Origin of the sequence: Mongoliibacter sp. (assembly GCF_007692705.1) — a bacterium.
Classification (GTDB): domain Bacteria; phylum Bacteroidota; class Bacteroidia; order Cytophagales; family Cyclobacteriaceae; genus Mongoliibacter.
Genome location: NZ_REBN01000129.1, coordinates 1 through 15,919 on the forward strand (window position 1 = coordinate 1; position 15,919 = coordinate 15,919).

The 15,919-nt window shown below is 40.7% G+C and carries 15 protein-coding genes; 9 read left to right on the plus strand and 6 right to left on the minus strand.

Translation table 11 applies throughout. The features are described from left to right. From mutL to EA341_RS07090, 3 genes are all read right to left on the minus strand, one after another. Nucleotides 1-651: DNA mismatch repair endonuclease MutL (mutL, locus tag EA341_RS07080; RefSeq protein WP_293012579.1), on the minus strand; the 651-nt coding region annotated here is incomplete at its 3' end. After that, a complete protein-coding gene (locus EA341_RS07085) occupies nt 648-1,061 on the minus strand; it encodes a hypothetical protein (RefSeq protein WP_293012580.1) in 414 nt (137 codons plus the stop codon). The genes EA341_RS07085 and mutL, both read right to left, overlap by 4 nt. Beyond that, on the minus strand, nt 1,058-1,192 hold the full coding sequence (locus EA341_RS07090; RefSeq protein WP_293012581.1) for a hypothetical protein: 135 nt from the start codon (nt 1,190-1,192) through the stop codon (nt 1,058-1,060). The genes EA341_RS07085 and EA341_RS07090 overlap by 4 nt, the downstream gene beginning before the upstream one ends. A 163-nt stretch (nt 1,193-1,355) precedes the next feature. Here EA341_RS07090 and EA341_RS07095 point away from each other — a divergent pair, with 163 nt between their 5' ends. The 3 genes from EA341_RS07095 to EA341_RS07105 all read left to right on the plus strand — a co-directional run bounded on the left by EA341_RS07095 (nt 1,356) and on the right by EA341_RS07105 (nt 6,371). Then, nucleotides 1,356-4,334, plus strand: coding sequence for a glycoside hydrolase family 3 N-terminal domain-containing protein (locus EA341_RS07095; protein ID WP_293012582.1), 2,979 nt, complete (start codon nt 1,356-1,358; stop codon nt 4,332-4,334). Between the two features lie 101 nt (nt 4,335-4,435). Next, entirely contained in the window at nt 4,436-5,581 is a 1,146-nt protein-coding gene (bshA, locus tag EA341_RS07100) for an N-acetyl-alpha-D-glucosaminyl L-malate synthase BshA (protein WP_293012583.1), read from the plus strand. Nucleotides 5,582-5,732: 151 nt separating this feature from the next. Next, the gene (locus EA341_RS07105; RefSeq protein ID WP_293012584.1) at nt 5,733-6,371 is read left to right on the plus strand and encodes a sterol desaturase family protein; all 639 of its coding nucleotides are present in this window, start codon (nt 5,733-5,735) and stop codon (nt 6,369-6,371) included. Between the two features lie 37 nt (nt 6,372-6,408). On the opposite strand, the gene EA341_RS07110 is transcribed toward EA341_RS07105, so the two are convergent. Further along, nucleotides 6,409-6,921, minus strand: coding sequence for a hypothetical protein (locus EA341_RS07110; protein WP_293012586.1), 513 nt, complete (start codon nt 6,919-6,921; stop codon nt 6,409-6,411). A gap of 25 nt (nt 6,922-6,946) precedes the next feature. Between EA341_RS07110 and EA341_RS07115 the strand changes: the two genes are divergently transcribed. The 5 genes from EA341_RS07115 (at nt 6,947) to EA341_RS07135 (ending at nt 11,124) form a co-directional block, all read left to right on the plus strand. Then, nucleotides 6,947-7,762, plus strand: coding sequence for an NAD(P)H-binding protein (locus EA341_RS07115; protein WP_293012588.1), 816 nt, complete (start codon nt 6,947-6,949; stop codon nt 7,760-7,762). Between the two features lie 74 nt (nt 7,763-7,836). Further along, the gene (locus EA341_RS07120; RefSeq protein WP_293012590.1) at nt 7,837-8,601 is read left to right on the plus strand and encodes an SDR family NAD(P)-dependent oxidoreductase; all 765 of its coding nucleotides are present in this window, start codon (nt 7,837-7,839) and stop codon (nt 8,599-8,601) included. Beyond that, the gene (locus EA341_RS07125) at nt 8,602-9,381 is read left to right on the plus strand and encodes a M15 family metallopeptidase (RefSeq protein WP_293012592.1); all 780 of its coding nucleotides are present in this window, start codon (nt 8,602-8,604) and stop codon (nt 9,379-9,381) included. A 25-nt stretch (nt 9,382-9,406) separates the two neighbouring features. Continuing rightward, nucleotides 9,407-10,177 carry a ThuA domain-containing protein gene (locus EA341_RS07130; RefSeq protein WP_293012594.1) on the plus strand — a complete coding sequence of 257 codons (771 nt, stop codon included), beginning with the start codon at nt 9,407-9,409 and terminating at the stop codon, nt 10,175-10,177. A gap of 185 nt (nt 10,178-10,362) precedes the next feature. After that, nucleotides 10,363-11,124 carry an alpha/beta fold hydrolase gene (locus tag EA341_RS07135; RefSeq protein WP_293012595.1) on the plus strand — a complete coding sequence of 254 codons (762 nt, stop codon included), beginning with the start codon at nt 10,363-10,365 and terminating at the stop codon, nt 11,122-11,124. A 427-nt stretch (nt 11,125-11,551) separates the two neighbouring features. Here the strand turns inward: EA341_RS07135 and EA341_RS07140 are convergent, their stop codons facing one another. Then, on the minus strand, nt 11,552-12,898 hold the full coding sequence (locus tag EA341_RS07140) for an amidohydrolase family protein (RefSeq protein ID WP_293012597.1): 1,347 nt from the start codon (nt 12,896-12,898) through the stop codon (nt 11,552-11,554). Nucleotides 12,899-13,124: 226 nt separating this feature from the next. On the opposite strand from EA341_RS07140, the gene EA341_RS07145 reads away from it, so the two are divergent. Then, complete coding sequence (locus tag EA341_RS07145) at nt 13,125-13,838, plus strand: SAM-dependent methyltransferase (protein ID WP_293012599.1); 714 nt, start codon at nt 13,125-13,127, stop codon at nt 13,836-13,838. Between the two features lie 527 nt (nt 13,839-14,365). Here EA341_RS07145 and EA341_RS07150 read toward each other — a convergent pair. Next, nucleotides 14,366-15,766: a transporter substrate-binding domain-containing protein gene (locus EA341_RS07150; RefSeq protein ID WP_293012601.1), complete on the minus strand. Its 1,401-nt coding sequence runs from the start codon at nt 15,764-15,766 to the stop codon at nt 14,366-14,368. Nucleotides 15,767-15,919 lie beyond the last annotated feature (153 nt).

Consider the following 15,919-nt stretch of genomic DNA (forward strand, 5'->3'; position numbering starts at 1 on the left):
ATAAGATTTCCCGAATACACCTACAATCCTCTGACTCAGCTTGCCTGGGCTAAGATTAAAAAGCTCCATATCGTTTTGGACCATGGTAAAGCCCACTTGGGGATATGAAATTGCTACCCTCTGAAACTCCTCCACAAGATGTTTCATTTCTACAGGATTGGATTTCAAGAAATTCCTCCGGGCAGGAACGTTGAAAAAGAGATTTTTCATTGAAATACAGGTTCCCTCAGGACATGCTACAGGCTCTTGCTTTTTGACATCTGATCCCTCCACCTGGATCAAGGTACCAAGCTCTTCTCCTCTTTGTCGGGTTTTCATTTCCACCTGGGCTACCGCGGCAATAGAAGCCAAGGCTTCTCCTCTAAAACCGAAAGTACGAATCGAAAAAAGATCTTCTGAGTTTTTGATTTTGGAAGTGGCATGCCTTTCGAAACTCATTCTTGCATCGGTCAAGCTCATTCCCTTCCCGTCATCGATGACCTGAATAAGTGTTTTTCCGGCATCTTTTACCAACACCTGAATCTTGGTCGCCCCAGCATCAATAGCATTTTCTAGCAATTCCTTCAATGCAGATGCCGGTCTTTGGACAACCTCTCCTGCGGCTATCTGATTGGCAATCGCATCAGGGAGAAGATGGATTACATCATTCATCTATTCTTGGGATTTTTACGGAGTCTAAAAAATAAAACCAGTAAGGCTATGCCTCCTAAGGCATAAAGCATGGCATAAATTGCATCGGGGCCATAGTATACATACCCAAATAAAGCCGCAACCAAAAACACAAAAATCACCAAACGAATCAGCCCGGCACTAGTCAGGGGAGAGCTTTGCCTTCCTTTGATCTGACCTCCTGCGGTAAAAGCACCTCGGATAGAGGAACCATAATCTCTACGAATATTGTCCCCGTCCTCATCTCCCATAGGAAGAGCGCCATCAGCCTGCAACTCTCTTCTGATCTTTTGAGTCCTCTGATCTATTTCTTCCTTGACCGGATCATAATACCTAGGCTTAATATCAAAGCGCATGGGTTTGGATGTTCTGAAAATAGAAGGAAATTTCATGAGTCTATATTTTGTTTTTCAATGGTCACATAGCTTATCCCGATTTCCGGGAGAATTTTGGAGAGGTCATTACCATTTTCGGGTGTGACGTTTTCGCCAAACCTATCTGCTCCGGACAGGCTATATTTCATGTGGCATTCAATTTAAACGGATTGTTTATCGTTATCATAAAAACTCAACCTTTGGCAAAATCTTGCCATCGGCGGTTGGTTTTTTTCGTGTATGTTTGTACGGAACGGTGTATATTCATACAAAGTTATTTTAAAATTTAAGCAATAAAAATTAAACAAGGGTATGCGGATAAAAGTTTGGGGCATTCTGATTGGCCTGATGGTCGTTTTTCAGGCTGATGCTGTTTTGGGATTGAAAAATGGTGATGAGGTTAAGGCAAGGGAAGAAAGGGATCCATTCGATACCAGAGACCAAAGGAAGCAACGTGCCTGGGTAGACAGTATTTTTCAGCATAATACTTTTGAAGAAAGATTGGGTCAACTCTTCATGGTTGCCGCATATTCCAATAAGGATGAGAGACACAAAGCAGAAATTGCCAAACTCATCAAGGAACAAAACTTGGGAGGCTTGATTTTTTTTCAGGGTGGACCTGTGAGGCAAGCCAAGCTCACCAATTACTACCAATCCATTTCCAAAGTACCGCTCTTCCTGGCCATGGATGCTGAGTGGGGTATCAGCATGCGGTTAGATTCGGTATTGACTTTCCCCAAAGCCATGACACTTGGAGCATTACCCAGAGAAGAACTGATTTATGACATGGGCAAGGAAATGGCCCGTCAATTCAAAGAATTGGGTATGCATATTAATTTTGCCCCTGTGGTCGATGTCAATTCCAACCCCAACAATCCCGTAATCGGTTATAGGGCTTTTGGAGAGGAAAAAAGACTGGTCGCCAAAAAATCACTTGCTTATATGAAAGGCTTACAGGATAATGGTGTGATTGCAAACGCCAAACATTTTCCAGGTCATGGCGATACCGAATCAGATTCTCATTATAGCCTCCCTGTCATTAAGCATTCGGAGACACGAATCAAAGACATTGACTTGTACCCTTACCGGGAACTCATTGACAACGATCTTATGAGCGTTATGGTAGCTCATCTCCATATCCCAAGTTTGGATTCTGAAAAAAACAAAGCCACTACACTTTCGAAGTATGTGGTCACAGATCTTCTGAAAAAACAGATGAATTTCAGTGGCTTAGTATTTACAGATGCCCTGAACATGAAAGGTGTAGCCAATTATTACAAACCAGGGGAGGTTGATCTACTGGCACTTTTGGCAGGGAATGACATACTTCTCTACTCTCAGGATGTTCCCAAAGCAAAAAGTATGATCATCCAGGCCATTGCAGAAGGTAAAATCAGTCAGGAAGAGGTAGATAGCAGAATCAGAAAGGTATTGAAAGCCAAGTATTGGGCAGGCTTACATGAGACAAAACCAATAGACACAAAAAACCTGGTCCAAAAACTCAACACACCGTATACAGAGTTATTGATAGAAAACCTGTATGCACAGTCCATTACAGTTACTTCCAACAAAAATAACTTCCTGCCAATCAAGAACCTGGACCTTCAGGAATCTGCATCGCTCACCATAGGAGGGGATGGAAAAGAGTTTCAAAACAAGCTTTCCAAATATAACAAATTCAGTCATTTTGAAATACAAAAAGGGGCTGACGCGGGTACTTTAGCTGCCACCGAGCAGAAGCTCGAACCATTCAATACAGTGGTAGTAGCCATAATGGGGGTGACCAATAGCCCCTCACGAGGTTTTGGCATAAATCCTTCTGACATCAACTTTATCAAAAAGCTGAGTAAAGAGAAGACTGTGATCACAGTACTTTTTGGCAACGGATATGCTGCCAAGTACATCAATGAGCTTCCGCACAATATCCTGGCCTTCGAAAACAATGAATTTACCCAGAGAATTGTCCCTGAGATCATTTATGGAGCAAGAGATGCCAATGGCTTATTACCTGTATCTGTGAGTGAAAACCTCAGGATGGGAAGTGGTGGATATATGCGAGGGCTTGGTAGACTATCTTACAGCATTCCTGAAAGTCAGGGTTTTGACAGCAAAAAACTTGCTGAGATTGATCTAATCATGGAAAGTAGTATTGCAAAGAAAGCCTTTCCTGGGGGTGTGGTTCTTGTAGCAAAAAATGGTCAGGTCATTTTTGAAAAGGCCTATGGCTATTATGATTTTCAAAAATCCAGAAAAGTGACCACCGAAACCATATATGACCTGGCCTCCATTACCAAAGTGCTTGCGACCACACAGGCAGTGATGTTTTTGGCGAGTAGAGATCTCATAGATATGAACCGCCCTATAGGGCAATACCTCCCAGAATTGAAAAACACCAATAAGGGAGACCTTATTCTCAAGGATATCATGGCACATGAAGCAGGTTTGGTAGCTTTCATCCCCCATTATGCCAGGACGGTAGAAGCAGGTTCCTGGAAAAAAGAATATTACAGAGAAAGACAGGAGCCGGGTTATTCTATACCCGTATCCAATGACATGTATGGTATGGACGCCATGAAGGACAGTATTTGGCACTGGACAGTAAAGTCTGACTTGAGGAAAAAGGATCCTGGACGTTCCAAATATGGATATGTATATTCTGACTTGACCATGTATTTAATGCAGGAAGTCGTAGAGAGGGTAACCAATCAACCTCTGGACGAATTTGTAAGTCACAACTTTTATGAGCCTTTGGGTTTACATTCTATGACTTTTAACCCTACTCAGAAATATCCTATCAGTTGGATAGCACCCACAGAAGATGATATTACCTTTAGAAAGCGGATGGTCCAGGGCTACGTTCACGATCAGGGAGCAGCCATGTATGGTGGAGTGGCAGGTCATGCGGGTTTATTTGGTAAAGCGAATGATCTAGCCATCATGATGCAACTTATGCTCAATGGCGGAAAATATGGGGATGTGGAATTGATGGATAAAAACACCATCGAAGCATTTACTAAAAGGCAATCCAATCAAAGTAGAAGGGGTTGGGGCTGGGACAAACCGGAACCTGAAAAAGGAAAAGGGGGAAGTGCGGGAGTATTGGCGTCCAAAAGTACTTTCGGACATACTGGCTTCACAGGAACCTGCGTCTGGGCAGATCCTGAACAAGACCTGATTTATGTATTTCTCTCGAACAGGGTCCACCCCAACGCAAACAATAATATTTTGTTGAAAGAAGGGATACGCACTGAAATTCACGATATTATCTATAAGGCAATGAAAAAAACCTGATGAAGTATTTCGTAAGTCTTAATATTTAAAACAATTTTTGAACAAATACGCCCAAAATGGATGTTAACAAAACTGAAATTGGTAAAATAAAATCAAGTAACATGAAAATCGGTATTGTCTGCTATCCAACTTTTGGTGGTAGTGGTGTAGTGGCCACAGAGTTAGGTAAAGCCCTGGCCAAAGAAGGACATCAGGTTCACTTCATTACCTACAGGCAGCCGACCCGACTGGATTTTTTCAGTGCCAATCTATTTTACCACGAGGTGGATATAAAAAGCTATCCCTTATTTGAACATGCTCCCTATGAGTTGGCTTTGGCTAGTAAAATGGTAAATGTGGTAAAGTATGAGAAACTTGATCTTCTACATGTCCATTATGCCATTCCGCATGCTTCAGCGGCGTACATGGCAAAACAAATCCTCAGAGAAGAAGGAATATACATTCCTGTAGTGACCACCCTTCACGGAACCGATATAACCTTGGTAGGAAAAGATCCCAGTTACGAACCTGTGGTCACCTTTAGTATCAACCAATCGGATGGGGTAACAGCTGTCTCCGAAGACCTAAAAAAAGCAACCTTTGATCTGTTTGAAATCAAAACAGAAATTGAAGTCATACCCAATTTCATTGATTTGGAGCGTTTCAAAAAACAGAAAAAAGAGCATTTCAAATTGGCTATTTGCCCACAAGGAGAAAAGCTTTTGGTACATACATCTAACTTCAGAAAGGTAAAGAGGGTGGAAGATGTAATCAGGGTGTTTTTCGAAGTAAGGAAGGTACTTCCTGCCAAACTCCTTTTGGTAGGAGATGGGCCCGAGAGGGATAAAATGGAAAGGTTATGCCGGGAATTGGGTACTTGCGATGATATTCGTTTCCTAGGAAAACTAGAAGCAGTGGAAGAAGTACTTTCAGTTGCTGATTTGTTTTTGATGCCTTCAGAAAAAGAATCCTTTGGCTTGGCAGCCTTAGAAGCCATGGCTTGTGAAGTCCCAGTTCTTTCTTCCAATGCAGGTGGCATTCCTGAATTAAACATAGATGGTGTTACCGGATATGCCTGTGAAGTGGGTAATATTGAAGAAATGACAAAAAGAGCTATGGAAATTCTGGATGATAAGAATTTGCCACGTTTCAAAGCCAACGCCTTGGCAAGGGCTAAAGAATTGGATGTAAGCAATATACTTCCTCTGTATGAAGATTTCTACAGAAAAACGATTGAAAAATCTCTTTCAAACGTGGCCAAACTGTAAGAAAGTAATTGAAATCAGTGCGTATATTTTTTAGGAATAAAACTAAAATTTCACCAACCAAATTAAATTTGTCCCGTTATTCTAAAATAATTATTCTTATATTAATAATGAATATTTTAACAGGCCTATTAATTGTTTAAATTATCAGATCATGAAAACGACCACGCTCAAGAAAATAGGAAGATTGGACAGACCTGACAATAATGGTTCTGCACATATGTTTGATAACCCTGTACTAGAAAGACTTTCCAGGACACACATAAGTATCCCCATAGTTTTGTTTCTTGGCATATCAGCAGTCTCTTTATACTATGCCCTTACTACTACTTCAATCTCTTTAACCTTTGGTTTGTTGGTAATTATTGCTGGTTTTTTGGCATTTACTTTCATAGAGTACATAATGCATAAGCACTTTTTCCATATGGAGCCTGATAACCCACTAAAAGACAAGGTACAGTATTCTGTTCATGGCGTGCATCACGACTACCCTAGAGACAAAGACAGACTGGCAATGCCTCCTTTCATCAGCGCATTTTATGCCATGGTATTTTATTTTGTTTTCACTTTCATCATGGGGGATTATGCTTTGTATTTTCTACCGGGTTTTCTATTTGGCTACTCAGCTTATCTCGGCGTTCACTATGCCGTACATGCTTTTCAGCCACCTAAAAACTTTCTGAAAATCCTTTGGGTAAACCATGCGGTTCACCATTACAAAGATCCAGATGTAGCGTTTGGTGTCAGCACTCCACTATGGGACTACATCCTTGGCACCATGCCTAAAAAATAGACAAAACAAAAAAGGCTTTTAAAAAGCCTTTTTTGTTTTAATCAGTTTTAAATTTTGGGTTTCTTAAAACAAAATTTTCCCTAAATCTGTAATATTCCGTTGAGTCGTTCAGACTTTTAAAAAAATCCACTTCAATATCCATCCTTTGGAACTTTCGAACTCCCAAGGAATCAGAAATCACCACTATGGAGTCTGTCAGTGTATCTAAACTCCATACCCTTTCAAAGAATAATGGCGTTGTGGTAATCAGCTTATCTCCATCCTTTTCATAAACATATTCAGCTATTCCCAGTTTTTCGTGGTTTAGAATAATGAGGGTATCCTTTATATACAATTCGTAATATGCGGAATCCGCGTCAAACCCATACCAATTGCCCAAGAGCTTATTGTCAGATTTATCTGCTTTGCATGCGGCAGTACCGAGCAACAGGGCTGCTATTACATATATTTTCAGTTTCAATCTCATATATTCATGTTGAAAATTTGATTTGATATTCAGAATGTCACCAAAATTATTCCAAAACAAATCAATATCCCTTAATTTAATCATTTTACAATTTTAAAAAACAATATTCATGAAGACGATTTCCATTATAGGCCTTGGTTGGCTAGGTGAGCCTCTTGCCGCTCAACTGCAACAAAAAGGCTATACCGTAAAAGGAAGCACAACAAGTGAAGATAAGCTCGCAAGATTGCAGGAAAAAGGAATTCATACCCGCTTACTCAAATTCAACCCACATCCTCAAGGGGAGGGCTTTCAAGATCTTTTCGATACAGATATACTCTTTGTGAACATACCACCTCGCAGCAGAAGCTTGCCAGAAACATTCCACCCAGAGCAGATCAAATTTATCAAAGCCATGGCCGAACAGGCTGGTGTAAAAAAGGTGATATACGTTTCTTCTACATCCGTATATCCTGATCAAAACCAAACTGCTCACGAAGACGATTTGCTGAGCTTGGAAAATACCGGAAATAAAGCCTTGTTGAATGCTGAAAATATCCTCAGATCGGGGAAAAGCTTTGATTTGACCATCATCCGTTTTGGTGGCTTACTCGGAGTAGACAGGATTCCTGGAAGATATTTTTCAGGTAAAGAGAATGTGCAGGGAGATACACCTGTCAATTATATACATCAGGAAGATGCAATAGCTTTGGCTTCTTGGGTTATTGAAAAATCTTATTGGAATGAGGTATTCAATGGCGTAGCCCCCGAACACCCATTACGCAGGGACATTTATGAGAAAAATGCCAAGGACTTAGGCTTTTCTCCACCAAAAAGCTATACGACTGAAGATGCTGCTTTTAAGGTTATTTCACCAGAAAAAATCATGAAAACGGGATTTCAATTCAAAACCCCAAATCCTTTGGAGTTTTGGTATGAGAAATGAAATATACACCCCTCAATTCTTCCAATAGTGGATTTATTCTTCATTCCCTGCAGATTTATTTTTAGATTGAGAACATGGAAAAGAAAACCGCATTGGTCACGGGTGCCACCTCCGGGATAGGTTGGGCTACTGCTGTTGAACTGGCACATCTAGGATTTGCCATTATTGCGACTGGCAGAAGGCAGGACAGACTTGATAAACTCAAAATTGAGCTGGAAAAAGAAAACATTGATGTTTTAACATTGACTTTTGATGTAAGGGAAAGGCAAACCGTCAAAGATGTGCTTTCAACACTTCCCGATTCCTGGAAGAAAATAGATGTTTTGGTCAACAATGCCGGTAATGCACATGGTATGGATCCAATTGACAAAGGAAGTATTGAGGACTGGGACGCTATGATTGACATCAATGTCAAAGGCCTACTGTATGTCTCCAAAGAAATAATCCCTGGTATGGTGGAGAGGAAGTCAGGTACTATAGTAAACATTGGCTCCATTGCTGGAAAAGAAGTCTATCCAAATGGAAATGTGTATTGCGCTTCCAAGCATGCGGTGGATGCGATTACCAATGGAATGCGTGTAGACCTTAACCCTCATGGAATAAGGGTAATCGGAGTTCATCCTGGCTTAGTGGAAACCGAGTTTTCTATTGTCCGCTTCAAAGGCGATGAGGACAGGTCCAAAACCGTTTACCAAGGCTTTTCTCCCTTGACGCCTGAAGACATTGCCGAAACCATTGCTTTTGCAGTCAGCAGACCTCCTCATGTAGTTTTGGCAGACATTGTCATGCTCCCCACAGCGCAGGCTTCAGCAACCATTATCAACAAAAATAAACTTTAAATGAAAATTAGCATTACCTCCATTTTCCTGGTTTTCACAGTCCTTTTTGCCTGTGAAACCAAGAATCGGTCTCAAGAGGAAATTGAATTGCCAGAGGATGCAGTAGAAATTCCCCAAAGGCAGGATTGGGTAGTCGATGATGCCGAGTTTGAGTCAAGCGATGAAATCGGTGAATTGGAGCAAAGCCTGATAGATGCAGGTCTTGTGGATGTGGAAGAAGTAATTTCCGGGATTTATGTAGACTTGAAATATTCCACCACCGACAACTTTTTTGGCAAAGATGTATATGGTGACCTGTATCGCTGTTACCTACAGCCCGAAGTAGCAGAAATGCTCAAAAAAGCACATCAAAAATTGCAGGAGGATCACCCCAACCTGACCTTTCTTCTATATGATGGGGTAAGACCGCAAAGCGTGCAGCAAATATTATGGGATGAATTGGACAAGCCTGATAGCATCAAACCGCTCTATGTAGCAGATCCCAAAGTAGGTGGATTACACAATTACGGAGTTGCTGTGGACCTTACTTTGGCAGATGCAGAAACAGGTGAGGCCTTGGATATGGGTACACCTTTTGACTACTTTGGATATCCTGCTTATCCTGATCGGGAAAAGCAGATGCTCAAGGAAGGGAAAATCAAGCAAGAACATGTGAATAACAGAGAAATACTCCGAAAAGTCATGAAATATGGAGGCTTTACAGGTATTGGTTCGGAATGGTGGCATTTCAATGCCTATAGCCGAAAAGATGCCGCCCAAAAGTACGGCATAGTCAAATAAACTTTCAACAATAAAACCTAAAACTATGAACTTAAAAACCTATTGGACAGGCCTTTTGATGGCCTTTATCATCTTATTCGCAGCACAGGCAGAAAGCTTAGCCCAAGCGCAATTCAAAGCTTTGGTATTCAGCAAAACCAAAGGATTCAGACATCAATCCATTCCAGATGGTGTGGTTGCTCTTAAGAAACTTGCGCGGGAACATCAGTTTTCCATTTACGCTACTGAAGATGCTGATGTGTTTACAGATGAAAAACTGAAGGATTATGATGTTATCATCCTGATGAGTACCACAGGCACCATTTTCAATGAAGAACAGAAAGCAGCATTTCAACGCTTTGTGCAAAGTGGTAAAGGTGTGGTAGGTATACACAGTGCGACTGACACAGAATATGAGTGGCCTTGGTATACCAAACTGATTGGGGCACAATTTATGAACCACCCTTATATCCAATCTGTCAGACTCAATGTTGTAGACAGAAAACACCCTTCAACTTATCACCTACCTGAGAAATGGTTGTGGACGGATGAGTTATATGCTTTCAAAAACTTCAATGAAAATGTTAGGGTCTTGATTACAGCAGATGAAACTTCTTATGACACCAACTTCTCTTGGCAGCCCACAGAAGGCATGGGAGATTTCCACCCTATGGCTTGGACACATGAATATGATGGAGGAAGAATCTTTTATACGGCTTTAGGGCATACCGATTGGTCATTTTTAAATGAAAATTTCCTTCAACACATCTATGGGGGAATTTGGTATGCAGCAAAAGGGTTTCCAATTGAAGATTAAAGAAATATGTATATCCGTATTGATATCTTTAATGATTTAAATAACCAATTTGTTTAACAATTCGATACTGATAGATATTGGATTCCGAAGTCTCGGAACAAGTTATTTATAGATATTGCTCTGGGACATCCATTAATTCTTGTGATTGAGATTACTTTCGAGAAAGCGGATAATCAAATAAAAAAATGAAATTAAACTTTAAGAAGTCAGGTTCAGGTGAACCATTAATTATTCTTCATGGTCTTTTTGGTTCTGCTGACAATTGGTTCAGCATTACCAAAGAGCTTGAAGATGATTTTACAATATATTTGGTGGACCAAAGAAATCATGGAGATTCGCCACAGAGTGAGGACTGGAATTACAAAGTCATGGCAGAAGACCTCAAGGAACTGATGGAAGCAGAGGCAATTTCAGAAGCTCATCTTTTGGGACATTCCATGGGAGGAAAGACGGCCATGACTTTTGCCATCCACTATCCGGAAAAAGTAAAAAAGCTTATTGTAGCGGATATCGCGCCCAGGTATTACCCCATCCACCATGAAACCATTTTAGAAGGGCTCAATGCAGTGCCCATAGACAATCTCAAATCCAGAAAGGAAGCTGATGATGCCCTTTCTGAATACATCAATAATCCGGGTATCAAACAATTTTTGTTGAAAAACCTAGCCCGGACTGATGGAGGATTCAAATGGAAAGTGAACCTGCCAGTGATTACCGAAAAAATTGGAAATGTAGGAGAGGAAATCAAATCTGAAAAAGCCTTTGAAAATCCCACGCTATTTATGGGAGGAGAAAACTCCGATTATATTCAGGACAAAGACAAGGAAGACATTGACAGACTTTTTCCAAACAGTCACCTGATCTATATCAAAAATGCTGGCCATTGGCTTCACGCCGAGCAACCCAAGGCGGTGGTGGATACGGTGAGGGCATTTTTGAAAAGGTAAAGAAGGTTGAAATTTGGATATACGTAATTGGATATTTTACTACTAATTTAAATATCTATCGATACTGATTGATTTTAGGATATTGAGATATTGGTCTTCTTGAAATTCCGAATCTGGATATAAGCTTTAGACTGTATTTATCGTTTTGAGCAAGCCGGAAGGAATATTTTAACTGCGAAAGAAAATGCCTCCTCTTTTGTTTCCTTTTGTCTCTTTTCCCGATTTTCGGGACAGGTAGTGGTTCAAAAAAAACTTACCGAAAGTGGGCCTAAGACACCCGGAAAATTCAATACCCTAATATTCTGAAAGTAAAGGGGGAACCTACAAATCCCAATTCAGAGAAAAAGCCAGTAAGTTGAGGAAATCAGCTTACTGGATTTTTGACTTAAGGCATGTCCATATTATGCCTACTCAGTTAATCAATTAATCACTTCACCCGCTTCCCATGCTTAATCACCATATCCACATTTTGTAAGAGACTGATATAGCGGAGAACATCTCCTTTCACAGCAATGATATCGGCATATTTACCTTCACTGATGGTTCCATAATCATGATCCACCTTCATGGATACTGCCGGCCAATAAGTAGCAGCCTTGATGGTCAAGAGTGGATCAAAACCAAACTCATTCACCCACACATCCAATTCATTCCAAGTGCTCTGACTATGAAACTTCATCGGAATGCCACTGTCCGTGCCGATCAGCATCACCACTCCTGCATCTTTGAGCTGGTTGATTTTTCGCTCTAAAGTAGGTTTCCTCACCGGAGTCAGCTGGAAATATGGCATTCTGCCAGGAAACCTCAATGAAGCCTTGATATCTCGGATAATGGAATCCGGCAAATCCAGATGCCAACCGGGGTCATCCAATTTTTCAGGATTGTTGCGCATATATTCATAATTGTACAAACCCTCTACTGTTGGTGTCCAATAAAGCGGTCCCATATTCATCTTTGCGGTTCGTTCTTTGATCATGGCAATAATATCTTCGGGATATTCCGGAGCAGAAGCCAAACCCGTGTGCTCAAAACAATCCACTCCAATTTGAAGCCCTATCCTGATTTCATCAGGTCTATGGGAATGTGCAATGACTGGTTTTCCGTATTTGTGCGCTTCATCCACCACGGCCTTCGCTTCTTCAAAAGTCATTTCGTCATGGTCAATCAACTTGATCATATCCACACCGGCATCCACTAATTTCTTTACTTTCGCTCTGGCATCCGCAGCACCATTCACCCCCCATCGGAAAGCCTTTGTCCCTGGGTAGGGTTCCTTTTGTATAAAAGGACCCGAAACATAAATGGTAGGCCCTGGAATTTCCCCTTTGTTGATCCTATCCCTCACATTGATACTCGCTTCAAGCGGTGCTCCTAAGTCCCTTGCACTTGTCACGCCAGCTCTTAACAGTTGATGCGCTGACGAGGGCATAATTACCGATTCAAATATGTCTATGTAAGTACTGTCCCAGTGGGTATAATTGCTATGCCCATTGATCATCAGATGCACATGCATGTCCCAAAGTCCAGGCATCACGGACATCCCCTCGGTAGAAATGATTTCAGCTCCTTCAGGAATTTTCAGGAAACCAATTTGACCGACTTCTTTGATGCGTTCTCCTTCCAGAATAATGACTGAGTTCCTGATAGGAGGGCCTCCAAAGCCATCAATCAAAGTCCCGCCTACCAAGGCTTTGATTTCCTGAGCATCAGCACTGTATGCTGTGAATAATAAGAGGATAAAAAGAATCCGTTTGAAATAAAGTTGTTTCATCATTGAGGTGATTATATTTTTCAAAAATTTAGAAAAAATTACCCACAGCACCTTGCCTTTCGGAAAATAATATCCCATTATCAATTGAATATCCATGAATATCGACTGCTGAAAAAAGGTATTTCCTCTATTTTAATCCTTATATGCCAGAAAATAATTAAGCTGCGTTCCATGTTGACTTTTGTCTGCCTTGGTATAATTTGGCATCTTTGCTGAAAATCACACATAAATGACAAAAGGAAAACTTTTTCTCATACCAAGCCCTTTGGCAGAAAACACAGCCGATACGGTCATCAGTCCTCAGATCAAAGAGATTATCAAAAACACCTCTTATTTTCTGGTGGAAAATGTGAGAACAGCACGCAGGTTTATCAGCAGCCTAAGGTTGGGACTTACCATAGAGAATTTGGATTTCCAGATTTTAGATAAAAAGACCCGGCCCGCAGAATTGGAGAAAATCATCCAGCCTATTTTTGAAGGAAAAGACATTGGGGTGATTTCTGAAGCTGGCTGTCCGGGAATTGCTGACCCTGGAGCCATCGCTGTCACTTATGCGCATGCTAAGGGTATTCAAGTCATTCCCTTGAGTGGGCCAAGTTCCATGTTTTTAGCTTTGATGGGATCGGGTTTCAATGGACAATCTTTTACATTTCATGGTTACTTACCTATCCAGAAAAAAGAAAGGGTTCAGGCCATAAAAACACTGGAAGCTGAATCTCAAAAAAACCGGATGACCCAGATTTTTATGGAAACCCCTTTCAGAAACAACCACCTTTTGGATGACCTTCTTGCCCATTTAAGGCCAGATACCCAGTTGTGCATCGCCAAAAACCTTACAGGCTCTGATGAATTCATCCAGACAAAATCGGTCAAGGACTGGAAGAAAGTCAAAATTGACCTTCATAAAATCCCCACTGTTTTTGTCCTGTATTCAGCACAATAAAAAAAGAGGATATCTCATAAGTCGTTTTTCAAATTCACGTTCCAAAGAAGGTTTCCTGTTTAAAATTAAGCCCTTAGTATCTTTGTAGCTGGAATTAATAATGCCACAAAGGCTCCAAGACACAAAACTTAGTCAAATCAAACCGTAAATAAGATTTGGACATAATTTTTGGGAGTTGACTTTTGAGATGGCCTCCTCAAATGGATTAAAGTAAACAGCTTGAAATACTTACTGAACCAAAACCCCGGCAGGGATTAAAATCCGAAGGGTATTTACCCCGAGTGAAACTCGGAGGACAAAAAAGAAGCTGAAAGTCCTAAAACTCCCAACACCAATCGGTGTTGAATTAAAAACAATTAATAAGGTTTCAACAATATTTCTATTGTATTACAATCAAATATCCTTCAGTATCACAACGTAAATATCCACCAATCTCTATTTCAATCATATTTCAACAATATTTCTACCGTATTTCAATCAAATATCCACCAATATCACAAAGTGAATATCCATCAATATCAAATAAATTACGGCTCAATCAACACCCTATAGGAATCATACAAAATCATGATGTCATCCACGTAACTGACAGCCAAATGTCCTTTGGCGAAGCCCAAATTGACTACAGGGTCCCGATAATATTCCGGGTCTGATTTGAGTTTGAGAAAATGAGCGATACTTTCCCAGTTTTGAGGGTTTTTACCATACTTGATCGCAAGCTTCCAGGCATCTTGTACATGGCCGTGACCAATATTGTAAGAGGCAAGTATCACTTTAATCCTTTCATTGCTTTCCGGAATTCTCTCTCTCCAGAATTTATCCAGGTAGCGAAGGTAATTTACTCCTCCCATGAGACTTTGTGAGGGATCATTTGGATCTTCTACCCCAAACCTCTCCAAGGTCACAGGCATGAGCTGAAGCAAACCCACTGCGCCTGCGTAGGAAGTTGCCGATGTGTCAAATCTGGATTCCTTGTAAACCAGGGAAGCCAAAAGCCTCCAGTCCCAGCCAAGAGACTCAGCTCCTTTTTGAATAATATCATCAAAAGGGGATATATGATTACCCGCCAGAGAAGAAAAAGCACTATTGCTCCTGAAATAACTGTTTTTCGAATTTTGAAAATACTTGGCGTACATCATGTTCATGTAGCCTGTTTTATTCTTTTTTGAAATCCAGTCATTAATGGCAGTCTGTAACGCTGAAGCATTGGTACGCACTGCCCAGGCTACGTCTGATTTGGGGCTGATTTCAAGGGAAACGTCCAGATCATCATAATATGTCGCATTGACCAAACCTACTACCCTATCCACTACCGTAAAATCAATTTCATTTTTGACGACCTTATTTACAAAAAACTCACTGTCCCCTTTCTCTTCTATGATGGCAAGAGATATTCCCTTTTCCTTTTGAAGTGAACACAATTGAGCTTTGTATACCGCATCCTTACGGATATGGATAACCCTATTATCAAGCTCTTGAAGATCTGAAACTTTGTTGTTTCTGTCTTTTTGAACCAAGACAGTACCCATTTGCCCTAATGGTTCAGTAAAAGCAGCATATTGCTTTCTATCTTCGGTAATTTCCAGGTTCATGGCAATGATATCCGCCTGTCCTTTGTTGAGTAAATGAAATGCCTCATCAATATCTGATTTGACTATCAGGTGCAACCTAACATCCAGGCTGGAGGCTAGATTCCTGAGCATCTCAAACTCATAACCCATTCTCCTACCCCTGTAGATATAATAGCTGGTCGAAGAGTTATCAACTACTGCTCTGATAAATCCTCTCTTGACAATTTCGTCAAGGTCAAAATTGACTGGGTTCTCCCAAAAATTTTCCTTTTTTACTTCCCTTTCAAAAAAAGTACACTGAACTCCGAAGATTGTGAAAATCAACAAATAAATTATTGTAAAAAGAGTTTTCCTCATGTAATGGTATCCGAATAAACGGATTTGGTGATCTAAGGGACTCCCTTAACAAATTACATACCAAAGTCTTACGAGGACATGTCTATATAAAAATTAGATCAATAGCGTCCTAAATAAAAGATGAGAGGTCTCATTTTTTGCCCAAAATATGTA